The 12,204-nt window shown below is 38.9% G+C and carries 10 protein-coding genes; 3 read left to right on the plus strand and 7 right to left on the minus strand.

Annotated features, from left to right (window positions below):
* Nucleotides 1-30 precede the first annotated feature (30 nt).
* The 3 genes from FFJ24_RS16150 to FFJ24_RS16160 are packed head-to-tail and all read right to left on the minus strand — an operon-like array spanning nucleotide 31 to nucleotide 2,475.
* Nucleotides 31-756: a DUF5683 domain-containing protein gene (locus FFJ24_RS16150; RefSeq protein ID WP_138818188.1), complete on the minus strand. Its 726-nt coding sequence runs from the start codon at nucleotides 754-756 to the stop codon at nucleotides 31-33.
* Nucleotides 756-1,664 (minus strand): ParB/RepB/Spo0J family partition protein, encoded by a 909-nt coding sequence (locus FFJ24_RS16155; protein WP_138818189.1) that lies wholly within the window; start codon nucleotides 1,662-1,664, stop codon nucleotides 756-758. The genes FFJ24_RS16150 and FFJ24_RS16155 overlap by 1 nt, the downstream gene beginning before the upstream one ends.
* A 7-nt stretch (nucleotides 1,665-1,671) precedes the next feature.
* Nucleotides 1,672-2,475, minus strand: coding sequence for a ParA family protein (locus FFJ24_RS16160; protein WP_029280114.1), 804 nt, complete (start codon nucleotides 2,473-2,475; stop codon nucleotides 1,672-1,674).
* A 181-nt stretch (nucleotides 2,476-2,656) separates the two neighbouring features.
* Here FFJ24_RS16160 and FFJ24_RS16165 point away from each other — a divergent pair, with 181 nt between their 5' ends.
* Together FFJ24_RS16165 and FFJ24_RS16170 are read left to right on the plus strand one after the other, a co-directional pair.
* Nucleotides 2,657-3,178 carry an NADPH-dependent FMN reductase gene (locus FFJ24_RS16165; RefSeq protein WP_138818190.1) on the plus strand — a complete coding sequence of 174 codons (522 nt, stop codon included), beginning with the start codon at nucleotides 2,657-2,659 and terminating at the stop codon, nucleotides 3,176-3,178.
* 1,069 nt (nucleotides 3,179-4,247) lie between these two features.
* Nucleotides 4,248-5,999: an ATP-binding protein gene (locus FFJ24_RS16170; RefSeq protein WP_138818191.1), complete on the plus strand. Its 1,752-nt coding sequence runs from the start codon at nucleotides 4,248-4,250 to the stop codon at nucleotides 5,997-5,999.
* Nucleotides 6,000-6,113: 114 nt separating this feature from the next.
* On the opposite strand, the gene FFJ24_RS16175 is transcribed toward FFJ24_RS16170, so the two are convergent.
* From FFJ24_RS16175 to FFJ24_RS16190, 4 genes are all read right to left on the minus strand, one after another.
* Nucleotides 6,114-6,590: an acyl-CoA thioesterase gene (locus FFJ24_RS16175; protein WP_138818192.1), complete on the minus strand. Its 477-nt coding sequence runs from the start codon at nucleotides 6,588-6,590 to the stop codon at nucleotides 6,114-6,116.
* 290 nt (nucleotides 6,591-6,880) lie between these two features.
* A complete protein-coding gene (locus FFJ24_RS16180; RefSeq protein WP_246862630.1) occupies nucleotides 6,881-9,025 on the minus strand; it encodes a glycoside hydrolase family 97 protein in 2,145 nt (714 codons plus the stop codon).
* 536 nt (nucleotides 9,026-9,561) lie between these two features.
* Nucleotides 9,562-10,815, minus strand: a complete 1,254-nt coding sequence (locus FFJ24_RS16185; protein WP_138818193.1) for a DUF2130 domain-containing protein — start codon at nucleotides 10,813-10,815, stop codon at nucleotides 9,562-9,564.
* An 89-nt stretch (nucleotides 10,816-10,904) separates the two neighbouring features.
* Nucleotides 10,905-11,285 carry an OsmC family protein gene (locus FFJ24_RS16190; RefSeq protein ID WP_138818194.1) on the minus strand — a complete coding sequence of 127 codons (381 nt, stop codon included), beginning with the start codon at nucleotides 11,283-11,285 and terminating at the stop codon, nucleotides 10,905-10,907.
* Between the two features lie 392 nt (nucleotides 11,286-11,677).
* On the opposite strand from FFJ24_RS16190, the gene FFJ24_RS16195 reads away from it, so the two are divergent.
* On the plus strand, nucleotides 11,678-12,043 hold the full coding sequence (locus tag FFJ24_RS16195) for a YtxH domain-containing protein (protein WP_138818195.1): 366 nt from the start codon (nucleotides 11,678-11,680) through the stop codon (nucleotides 12,041-12,043).
* Nucleotides 12,044-12,204: the final 161 nt, after the last annotated feature.

Raw genomic sequence — 12,204 nt, forward strand, 5'->3', positions numbered from 1 at the left:
GCTTTATTGATTTTCACGATGGTTTCGGCATTAAAATGTTAATGATAATTTTAACGCAGGAGTTGCATTAAAACCATACATCGAATTGGCATTAATCATGGATGGCATTACCTTAAAAGAAAGGTTATCATCAATATTGAAGAAATGCAAACGGGCAGCAACGTAAGCATCTACTATATTGGCAAAATAAACCAAACCGTAAGAGAACAAGACAATTTGTTTATTCCTTCTATAAGTATCTTTACGCTGGGTGATACCTGTTGTTGAATAACGGCTACCAAAAGGACCGTTAGGATCAGGCTGACCGTTATGCGAATCGCGATATTGTAATTCCGTTAATGATAAATTATATTGTTTGCTACTTTCTATGTACGACATGGTAAGCACGGTTATCCCACCGTAAATAGCCGCAATTTTGCCCCCGGTATACAGCTTTTGAAAAAACTGGCTTTTTCCTGCTCTTGTCCCATAACCATCGTTTAACAGTTGCATATTATACAATTGCCCCCAACCGGGTATAATCATCGATCTGAAAACAGCTTTTCTACCGGCAACCTTACCCGGATTAACATATTTGGCTTTCATCGAATCCTTTCTCGTCATCGGTTTTCTAGCCGCAGTATCTAGTGATTTGGATAATTTAATTTTCGAGGTATCAGCAGGTTTTAATAAGGTATCCTTAACCTGCGCCGAGGCTAAGTTTACAAGAAAAAATGTAAATGCAGCAACCAGTATAAAAAGCTTAGTCTTTTGCATTACCAGTCTAATAACTCTAGAATCCGGTTCAAGTCGTCATCGCTCATAAAAGGAATTTCTATCGCCCCTTTACCGTTCTGACTCACTTTTAACTTTACACGGGTAGCAAATTTAGAAGCCAGATCATCCTGTAATTTTTGATATTGAAAGGAAACAGCTTTTTCTTTCGATTTTTCACTACCTTTTAAAGGTATATGCTGCAAATTACGTACGAGCTCTTCCACTTTACGTACGGATAAGCCTTTTTCTAAAATTTCCTGATGAATAAACAATTGTTTGTCAACACCATCAACATTAATTAAGGCTCTTGCATGCCCCATGCTAATTTTCTGATCGCGGATGGAAGCCTGAATAGCAGGAGGAAGTTTTAGCAAACGCAGGTAATTGGTTACAGTGGTACGGTTTTTACCAACACGCTCGCCTAATTGTTCCTGTTTTAAACCCACCTCATCAATCATCCGCTGGAAACTCAATGCTACTTCAATGGCATTTAAATTTTCGCGCTGTATATTTTCGATCAGGGCCATTTCCAACATCTGTTGATCATTGGCACTGCGGATGTAAGCAGGAATCTGTGTTAAACCAGCTAATTTCGAAGCCCTGAACCTACGCTCACCCGAAATGAGCTGGTATTTATTTGCAGCCAGTTTTCTAACCGTAATCGGTTGTATTAAACCTTGTACTTTTATCGAATCGGCAAGCTCGTTTAAAGCTACCTGGTCAAATTCGGTACGTGGCTGGTATGGATTGGTTTCAACTTCAGTTAAACTTACGTGACTGATATTGCCAATCTGCTCGGTTTCGCTAACAGCATTTACCTGCTGTTTGGGTGGATGAGTAGATTCGCTATCATCTAAAAGCGCACTTAACCCTCTTCCTAAACCTGTTTTTCGCTGAAAAGATGTCATCTATAATTTATAAAGTTGCTGTTCCAATGTTTTCTTCTTCCTTTAAAAGGCCGTTTTTCTTCACAATTTCGCGTGCAAGGTTTAGGTAATTAATGGCACCTTTGCAATTCGCGTCGTGCATAATGACCGAAACGCCATAACTAGGTGCTTCACTTAAGCGTGTATTGCGCTGAATAATGGTATCAAAAACCAATTCATGGAAATGCGTTTTCACCTCCTCTACCACCTGGTTAGATAAACGCAAACGTACATCGTACATGGTTAATAAAATACCTTCAATCTCCAGATCAGGGTTTAAACGGTTCTGAACAATTTTAATGGTATTTAATAACTTACCCAAACCTTCCAGCGCGAAATACTCGCACTGCACAGGAATAATAACTGAATCGGCCGCTGTTAAGGCATTGATGGTAATTAAACCTAAGGATGGCGAACAATCGATGATAATGAAATCGTATTGATCTTTGATTTTCTCCAAAACCGCTTTCATTTTATACTCACGGTTATTCAGGTTAATCATCTCGATTTCCGCACCAACCAGATCGATGTGGGCAGGTAGTAAATCTAAGTTCGGTGTATCTGTTTTTTGAATGGCCTGTAAAGGATCGATATCATTAATGATACACTCATAAATACTGTCTTTAATATTCCGGGGATCGAAACCGATACCTGAAGTCGAATTTGCCTGAGGATCAGCATCAACCAGTAAAGTTTTGTATTCTAGTACGGCCAAACTCGCAGCCAGGTTTATAGATGAAGTTGTTTTACCAACACCACCTTTTTGATTTGCTAATGCAATAATTTTGCTCATCTATGTATCCGAAATTTACTTAACGTTTATTTGGGCTGTGTTATTTATGCGTTTAAATTGGCAAAAAAGTTCTATTTTTGCGTTGTTTACGGCCTTTTTCACAATCAGCTAAGATACAAACTATATGGCAATTTTAGCAAGAAGCGTCTTTGGGTTTTACACATCTTATTAACAATTATCCATGATCACAATTATAGCTGCAACCAACAGGCCCAATAGCAATACGCTAAAAGTTGCTAAATATTACCAAAGGCAACTAAAAGAAAATGGAACTGATGCCAGTTTGTTCAGTCTGGAGCACCTGCCTGTAGATGTTTTGAATACGGATATGTATGGCAAACGTTCGGAAGCTTTTCAGAAAATCCAGAATATGATTTACCAAACCGAAAAGTTTTTATTCATTATGCCTGAGTATAACGGCAGTTATCCTGGTGTGCTAAAAGTGTTAATCGATGCCTGTAATTTCCCGGATAGTTTTTACGATAAAAAAGCGGCATTAGTGGGCATTTCATCTGGTAAATATGGCAATATCCGTGGTGTAGATCATTTTACAGGCGTTTGTCATTACATCCATCTCAATATTTTACCCTTACGCCTGCATATTCCAAATATTAAGTCCGAATTAGATGCTGAAGGCAATTTCAATCATCCTGATACGATAAAGTTTATCAACGAGCAGATAGAAAAGTTTATTAAATTCTAATCATCATTCTAAATGCTTCTAAATTTGCTTTCCTAAAAACAAAATTCATGTTTACTGTTTTTTTTTGGAAAGCCAAATCTGTATTTCATAGGAATATTTCTCTCTTCGCTTTATTCCGTTGCACTCCGTGTTCGCGACGATCAGGTTTAGAAACAAAGAACAGTGCTGTAAGACTCAAAAAATAAATTAAAGGCGCATTATTTCCGCACTTAGCAACCCCAAATATTATTACCGCACGCGCCACCTAAACCCGATGGAAGCGGCACGCAGCAAAGCGGACAGCGGGAACTACACCAACCTAAAGGCTACTTAAGCTGCTTTCCAAAAAATAATAGTCTAATCTACTTTTGTAAAGCCCAGCCTGCATTTCATAGGAACGTCAGTCCTGCTTTCTGTTACAAGTCCTCGCAGCGCTGTGGGCTTTCCACGTCAATCAGGTTTAGGAACAAAGGAATTACCATGACTTAAAAACTTTTCGGGTAAGATCAGATTTATTTTCAGCGCCCTGCAACCCAAATATTATTACTGCCCGCGCCACCTAAACCCGATGGAAGCGGCACGCAGTAAAGCGGACAGCGGGAGTACATTAACCTAAATGCCACTTAACCTGCTTTCCAAAAAAAGACAGAAATTTATTCTTATTTTGAAAAGCTCAGCCTGCATTTCATAGGAGTATCAGTCCTGCTTTTCATTCCAAGTCCGCACTCGTACCTCGCTTACAGGCTTTCCATTGCAATCAGGTTTAGCAACATAAAACTGTGTATTAAAGCCTCCGAAGTAATAGTTCATAATGATAAAAACCCTTCCAAAATGAAAAGGTTTTTTTGCTTAATATAATCACAAAACAGCTTATCAACCTAAAAAACAACAACTTAAGCAATCCCCATATCTACTGGCATAGCTATTGACTACAGGCTAAACAGATGCTATTTATTTAACCAGCAGTTATGTAATTTAGTTCATCAGGAAACAGATTTAATTATAAGCTATTTTTACCACGAAAAGAGAGAAATTACTTTGCGTTTCTTCGCGAAAAACTTTCCGCTCTTTGCGGTTAAACCAAAACACCATGAAAATTAAAACCAAGCTCCGCCTCGGATTCGGGTTTCTCTTTATAATCGTTTTATCCTTCGGATTGATTGCGCTCTTTTTCTTAAACGAGCTTTCTGATAAATCGAAGGTAATTCTTAAAGACAACTATAAATCTTTGAAATATGTTGCTGCCATGCGCAATGTAATCGACCAGCATCCTTTTCCATTAAGCCGCACACAGCTGACTATATTTACTGAAAACCTCAAAAATGAGGGATTAAATATTACCGAACCTGGCGAAAAAGCAGCCTTCAGGAAATTGGAAACAGCTTTTAATGCGCTGAACGGTCCACAACTGTCGACCACTACAGAAAGTAGTATTAAAAATTTGCGTGTGGCACTGCAAAATATAGAACAGGTAAACATGAAGGCCATTTATGATAAAAACGAGTTGGCTAACGAAACCTCATCAAGAGCAAACGTTTATATTATGATTGCCGCGACGCTGAGTTTTATCATCCTTTTTACATTTATTGTTAATTTTCCGGGTTTTGTAGCCAACCCCCTTGCCGAGTTTAGTGCGGCGATTAAGCAGATCAGTCGTAAAAATTATAAACAGCATTTACATTTCGAAAACGAGGATGAGTTTACAGAACTGGCAAACTCCTTTAATGGCATGGTGATTAAATTAAATGAATGGGAAAATAGCAACTTATCTAAAATCAAATCCGAAAAGTCGCGCATTGAAGCCATTATTGCACAAATGCAGGATGCCATTATCGGCTTAAATGAGAAAGGAGAAGTGCTCTTTCTAAATCATCTGGCGGTGAAACTGATGAGTCTGGATGAAGACAAGGTTATTGGTCAGAATGTAGCCGAACTGACACAAAAAAATGAGTTGCTCAAAAGGATTATTAAACCTGAAACCAATGATAACACCTTAAAAATTTATACTGATGATAAAGAATCATATTTCCTGTTGGAAAATCGCGAAATCATCATCCCGAATTATGAAGAACAGGATGATAGCACATTAATTGCCTCCTCTAAATCTGCCGGAAGCGTTTACACGTTAAAAAATATTACGCAGTTTAAAGAGCTTGATGAAGCCAAAACAAATTTTATTGCAACCGTTTCGCACGAGTTAAAAACACCGCTTTCGTCGATCAAAATGAGCCTGAAATTGCTTAACGATGAGCGTGTGGGTATGATGAATGAAGAGCAGCACGAGTTACTTAACCACATTAAAGAGGATAGCGACAGATTGTTAAAAATTACCAGCGAACTGCTTGATCTATCGCAGGTAGAAACCGGCAATTTAAAACTCACTTTAGCCATCACTAAACCTGAAGAAATTGTGAGTTATGCGGTTGATGCTGTTAAATTCCAGGCTGAACAGAAATCGATCCAGCTGGTGCTTAACTGCGACCACAACTTACCAAATGTAACTGCCGATATTCAGAAAACGGCCTGGGTAATGGTTAACTTTTTATCTAATGCATTGCGGTACAGTTCAGAAAAATCGAAGGTAATCATTGATGTTTTCCAAAAAGACAATTTTATTGAATTCTCTGTCCGCGATTTTGGAAAAGGCATTGACGAAAAATACCAGAAAAAATTATTCGACAGGTATTTCCAGGTACCAACCGATGGTCAGAATAAATCGGGTTCTGGATTGGGCCTTGCCATTTCTAAAGATTTTATCGAAGCCGAAAACGGAAAAATATGGGTAATAAGTGCCATCGGTGAGGGCAGCAAGTTTTGTTTCAGTTTACCAGTTGTAGAATAGATTCATGCTCTTTTTAACCGCAAAGGACGCAAAGTGTGGCAGAGGCAAAATGGAAGAAATAAGATAAAAAATGGATAGTGGAAAACGGCATCGCTGAACGCAACCCGCCTGGCGCTAAACAATATACGGTTCCATTTCCTTATCAATGCTTTTACGCAATTCCATTAATTTAATGGCATAACCATGCATGGCGATTTCTTTTTCGGTTTTGGGTTTAAAAGCCGGAATTGCTTTCGGCTGTCCATTGTCATCAACGGCAACAAACACAATAATACAGTGTGTATTCTTCACAAAATCGGTTTGACCTACGGGTTTAGAAAAAGCATCAACGGCAATATGCATACTGGTTTTACCCGTGTAAATAATGCGTGCTTCCATTTTAACCAAATGCCCAATATGAACCGGGTGGAAAAACCTGATTCCGCCCACATAAACCGTTACACAATAGGTTTGGCTCCACTGCAAGGCGCAGGCAAAAGCAGCCTGATCAATCCACTTCATCATCATCCCACCATGCACCTTACCCCCATAGTTAACATCAGAGGGTTCGCTTAAAAATTGAAGTTCAATATGATTTTTAGTTCTGGGCATGGTGATACTGCTTGGTTTAACGGTTTCGCTAAGATATTATAAAATAAGGTATTTTCCTGTATGTAGTTAGCTGTTATGATCTGTTAAGGAGACTCAGCACACTAAACTGCCAAATACAAAAAAAGAGTCGCGCGGACATAAAATGATTACCACAAATTGATTGTTTTTTCTGCGCTAATCTGTGAAATCTGTAGGAAAATCAGCCACATAAAAACAAAAAAGTCGTAGCGAGACACTGCGACTAGAAGAGAAGAGTGTCAGTTGGCAACAACTGACACCACCTAATCCAATTATTTCGCTATAATGCTAATCGCATATCCTCCGCCAGGCGCACAGTACTGCGTTAATTTAGTTTTGTTGGTTACTTCCATTTTGCGGATAGTATACGCTTTAGGATTTTTTTCATAATGGGCATCCTTTGCATCAGCATAAATGGTTGCGGTATATTTTTTACCAGGATCCAAAAAGCTAAAATCGATTTTAGATGTTCTGGCCACCTCATCATTGGTACGGCCAACAAACCAGTTGTTCTTACCTTTTGCTTTACGCGCAAAAGTGATATAATCGCCTGGCTCCGCCTCCAAAACTTTGGTATCATCCCAATCTACAGCCACATCTTTAATAAACTGAAAAGCATCCATGTATTTATTATAAGTCTCTGGTAAATCAGCAGCCATTTGCAACGGGCTATACATGGTCACATAAAGCGCAAGCTGGCGGGCTAATGTACTGTGTACAAATGAAGTATTTTCTGGATTGTAAACACTTACCTTGGTTTCGAAAATACCTGGTGTATAATCCATTGGTCCGCCGATTAAACGTGTAAAGGGCAAAATCGTAGTATGATCGGCATTGTTGCCGCCAAAAGCTTCATATTCAGTTCCCCTTGCTGATTCGTTTCCAATTAAGTTCGGGTAAGTGCGCGCTAAGCCAGTAGGCCGAACAGCCTCGTGCGCATTCACCATAATTTTATATTCAGCAGCTTTTTGGATGGCATACAGGTAATGATTGTTTAACCACTGCCCATAATGGTGCTCACCTCTTGGGATCATGTTGCCTACATAACCGCTTTTCACAGCATCGTAACCATTGGCTTTCATAAATTTGTAAGCAGTATCTAAATGACGCTCATAATTACGTACCGACGAGGAAGTTTCGTGGTGCATAATCATTTTAATGCCTTTACTGGCGGCGTAACGGTGCAGTTCTTTTACATCAAAATCGGGATAAGGGGTTACAAAATCAAATACATAATCTTTTGTTTTGCCAAACCAGTCTTCCCAGCCTACGTTCCAGCCTTCAACCAAAACAGCATCTAAACCATTTTTGGCAGCGAAATCGATATATTCCTTTACATGTGCAGTATTTGCAGCGTGTTTACCATTAGGCTTCGTTTTGGCGTAATCGGTTACTCCTAATTGCACACTGGTTAAATCGTTATATGCCCAGGTACTTTTACCAGTAATCATTTCCCACCAAACCCCAACATATTTTGTTGGCTTAATCCACGATACATCTTTAAATTTTGTTGGTTCGTTTAAGTTATAGGTTAATTTTGAAGTCAAAATATCACCTGCTTTATCACTTACTATAATGGTTCTCCAGGGTGATAAACAAGGCGCCTGCATATAACCTTTATCGCCAATTGCATCAGGTGTTAACCAGGATTCTAAAACCATGTTTTTATCATCAAGATTTAACGACATTAAAGAATAGTTGATCAGTGCTGCTTCATGGATATTGATATACAAACCATCTTTACTCTTCATCATTAACGGCGTCTGTAATCCTGTTGGCGAGAAAGTAGTTTGCGAAGCGTTTGGTGTTACCGCAGCTTTCATTTTACCGCGAACTTCTGATAAGTTTGAGGTTACGGTACTATATTCCTGTGTATCATAATCACCAGGAAGCCAGAATGCTTTATGATCGCCGGCTAAAGCGAACTGGGTTTTCTCTTCCTTAATTACGAAATAATCTAAGTTTTTTTGCTCCGGAAATTCATATCTAAAACCCAAACCGTCATTAAACAGGCGGAAACGTAAAATAATAAAACGGTTGCTCTCCTTTTGGGTTAAAGTTACCGCCAGTTCATTGTAATGATTTACAATTTCTTTTACCTCGCCCCAAACGGGTTTCCAGGTTTCATTAAAAGTGCTCGTTTCGGTATCGCTTATGGTAAAACCGTTCATTAAAGATTTACCGTCGTTAAGCTCGAGACCCAGTTTACTGGTTTTAATAACGTCTTTTCCTTTGTATTTTAAAGTATAGGTGGGTACTCCTCCTTCAGCCAAAGCAAAACTGGTCACCAGGTTGCCATCCGGCGACTTCAAACTCTTTCCGGGAACGTTCCCGAAGACATCCCCAAAAAATAGCAAAGTGCATATTAAAGTAAGGATTTTAAAGCGGTTAAAAGATTGGTTAGATTTCTTGTTCATGTTATTATTTATTTATTGTTATTATTTATATCACATCAGAACTTGCAGGTTTTGGTTTCTGATACAAAAAAGCATGTAATTAAATACAATTTGTATCTAAGGTAGATACTAATCCGGTATAACCTGTTACAAAAAGTATTTCCTCTTTACTATATTTCGATTCATGGCTCCACGAACCGCGGCAGAAGTTAATACTTTTTTAATGGCCTCATTGAGCGCTACATCGTTTAAAATCGGCGAGGTGGTCACGCAGTACCTCCGCGTTAAGGATTGTAAGGGTTCAGCACCGATTAAGCATCTGTTTTTATTTAATTACGGTATGCTTGCTTGTTTCACAGGTTTTCATTGGTACCGAAGCGTAGTGTAGCCCTGAAAAGCCTAAACCAATCCCGTTTTCCACGGGATTGGGTAACGCCCAAATCAGTTGGCAATTCACACCTGTTGATGGGCCAACCCCGATCTATTCAAATAGATCCTGAAACAAGTTCAGGATGACGTTACGATATAAAAATCGGGACAGGAGACGATGCTGTGCTTTACTCTAAAAGCAAGGTATCATCATCTTCATCTGTTAAACTCAGCTGCACACTATCGCTACCTGCAATTCCCTCTATAGAACCACGGATATGGGTCGCATTTAACAATACTTTCTCCAATTGTTTTTCACGTGCTTTCCATAAACGTTCCATCGCATCGCGCTCACGCTGTATGGATAGTTTCATACTCATAAAACCCTCTCTGATGGCTTTCCATTGTTCAGAAAACTCTGCCCCCATTAGGTAATCGTATAACATGTGCATTTTTTCGCCACGGTTTTCCTGCGATTTTACTGCGCCTGCCAAACGCAAAATACCTTCCCGCAACACATAAGCTACGGCATTTACTTCTTCGAAAGAACAGATCCAAACTCCATCACGCTGTCCGAAACAATCCATGCCTTTTGGGTAACACTGACTTACAATCACCGCTACATCAATGCCCATACTGCGCATATCTTTCTTCAGTTTTTCGATCCAGTCGCCACCAAAGTCTTTGGTACGTTTGCTTTCGTAAATAATTTTACCGCATTCCTGTCCAAATTGATTACGCACCACCTGTACGCAATCTGCCCCACGTACACCTTTGCCAACTTCTTCAATTAAATCGAAAGGGTAATTAACACGGAGCAGTTCTTCCAGGATCAATTCCTGTACTTCGCCCTGTAATTGCATACTACCCTGCTCGGCTTTGCGTTTCATCTCTTCAGCCAGTTTTTTCTGATCGTCGAGCTGTTTTTCCAATTCCTTTAAACGCAATTGATGTTCAGTATCTTTAATACTATTCTTTTCTGCCTCTTGTTTACGAATCTGTTCTACCAACTCGTTACGCTGTTCCTGCATTTTACGTTGAAAAGCAAGTTCCATTTCTTCTTCCTTTACTTTAAGGCTTTCCTCGCGACGTAAAAATTCGAGTTCTTTTTCACGGGCCAGCTTTAATTTTTCAGCATTATCTTTCGCATTACCTTCCAGCATTTGCAGTTTGGTTTCAAAATCGGCCGAAATACTTTTACGAAGGTTCTCCTCCAAGCTATCCTTAAGTTTGGTCTTCTCTTCGTTAAGTTTAGCCTCAAAAGCTTTCAGCTGTTGCTGTTTTTCTGACTCGAAAACCTGTAGCTTACGTTGATATTCTTCATCTTTCTGCCTTGCATAAGCAGCCGCTTTCTCACGTAACTCTTTCTTATAATCTTCGGCCATAGCTTCTTCCATCGGAAAAATATGGGCACAATTGGGGCATTTTATTTCGGTAGGCATAAATTATTTTTTACCGCAGTAAATACTGTGGATTACAAAGATATTAAAGCTTTTTATGAATGTGCAAAGGAGTTTTGCACCATCATACCCTAAAGCACTTTCGATCTGATTTCATGACCAGCGGCAAGGATTTTACTGACCGGGCATTTTGTTGCAATTTCTTCCAGTCTGATTTTTTGTTCTTCGGTAAGCACGCCAGTACAGGTAATTTCTTCCAAAAAGATTGTTTCACCGTTTTCGGTATCAATGTTTACTTCCACCTCAATTTTATCAATGGGCCATTCCTTCCTATCGGCATACATTCTTAAAGTAATGGCTACACACGATGCCAAAGAAGCCATTAATAATCCTTTTGGTGCAAAACCTTTATGTGTTCCTCCTAACTCTAAAGGTTCGTCTACGATAATATCATGTGAACCATTGGTTACCGAACATGCATAATGTTCTTTATTTATTGTTGCTTTTACCATTTTAATTCGTTTAGTAACCCAAATATTGTGCTTTAACTTTAAACTTAGGTAAAAGTCTGGTCTTTTTTAAGATCGATATCGTAATTTCATGATTGCTGCAGCCTTAACGGTTCACTACTAACCTCATTGATCACCTAAATACAGATATAAAATTGTAAACATTAATTCACAAAGGTATACCACAGCTACATTGCCATCTAAACGCGATTTCAGCGGGTACTTCCGACTTAAGCACTTATTTTGTTGTTTTATAGTGTGCTTGCTTGTTTCACAGGTTTCATAGGAGCGGAAGCAGGACTGCTTTTCCAAAAAAACTACTGTACTTGCTTTCCAAATTAAAAAACATCAAACATTATATCAGCCGAATTGTTCATTTATAAAACCACATGATCATGAAATACAGAAAGTTAATCGGAAAATATTTAAAGCACGAATCGGATAACAGTGCAAAAATAGCCCTTGCCTTGGTGGCTGGTTTAGCAGCTGGTGCAGTAATTAGTATTTTATTTGCTCCAGATAGCGGTGCAGGCACCCGGGGAAAAATTGTTGGTGGAGCCAAAAACCTGCGTTATGGCTTTCAAGACAAATATAACCTGTTAAAAGAGAAAGTTTTTGGCGTAGAAGCAATTGAAGAAGATATTGTTGAACATGAAGTGCCTCATTTTAAACACACAGTTGCTAAAAAGCGCAAATCAGATGTGAAAGAGATTCTTGAAAATGCCCACGAAAATGGTCAGGTACAGGAAGGACAAGGATAAAAAATACAAAAAATTTAATGAGTCATTTGCATGGATTAATGATCCATGCAAACCTTTAGCCTTTAAATAATTTCTTAGTATTGGAGGTTAGCACATTTTCTCATTTTATCCTCTCGAAAATTTTGCCTTTCCTTATTAAACTGATATCCAGCCAATTTTAT

Source organism: Pedobacter sp. KBS0701 (assembly GCF_005938645.2).
Taxonomy (GTDB): domain Bacteria; phylum Bacteroidota; class Bacteroidia; order Sphingobacteriales; family Sphingobacteriaceae; genus Pedobacter.

What these genes read in the sequence shown, in the direction of transcription:
- FFJ24_RS16150 (WP_138818188.1), bottom strand. Translation starts at nt 756, where the DNA reads ATGCAAAAGACTAAGCTTTTTATACTGGTTGCTGCATTTACATTTTTT.
- FFJ24_RS16155 (WP_138818189.1), bottom strand. Translation starts at nt 1,664, where the DNA reads ATGACATCTTTTCAGCGAAAAACAGGTTTAGGAAGAGGGTTAAGTGCG.
- FFJ24_RS16160 (WP_029280114.1), bottom strand. Translation starts at nt 2,475, where the DNA reads ATGAGCAAAATTATTGCATTAGCAAATCAAAAAGGTGGTGTTGGTAAA.
- FFJ24_RS16165 (WP_138818190.1), top strand. Translation starts at nt 2,657, where the DNA reads ATGATCACAATTATAGCTGCAACCAACAGGCCCAATAGCAATACGCTA.
- FFJ24_RS16170 (WP_138818191.1), top strand. Translation starts at nt 4,248, where the DNA reads ATGAAAATTAAAACCAAGCTCCGCCTCGGATTCGGGTTTCTCTTTATA.
- FFJ24_RS16175 (WP_138818192.1), bottom strand. Translation starts at nt 6,590, where the DNA reads ATGCCCAGAACTAAAAATCATATTGAACTTCAATTTTTAAGCGAACCC.
- FFJ24_RS16180 (WP_246862630.1), bottom strand. Translation starts at nt 9,025, where the DNA reads ATGAACAAGAAATCTAACCAATCTTTTAACCGCTTTAAAATCCTTACT.
- FFJ24_RS16185 (WP_138818193.1), bottom strand. Translation starts at nt 10,815, where the DNA reads ATGCCTACCGAAATAAAATGCCCCAATTGTGCCCATATTTTTCCGATG.
- FFJ24_RS16190 (WP_138818194.1), bottom strand. Translation starts at nt 11,285, where the DNA reads ATGGTAAAAGCAACAATAAATAAAGAACATTATGCATGTTCGGTAACC.
- FFJ24_RS16195 (WP_138818195.1), top strand. Translation starts at nt 11,678, where the DNA reads ATGAAATACAGAAAGTTAATCGGAAAATATTTAAAGCACGAATCGGAT.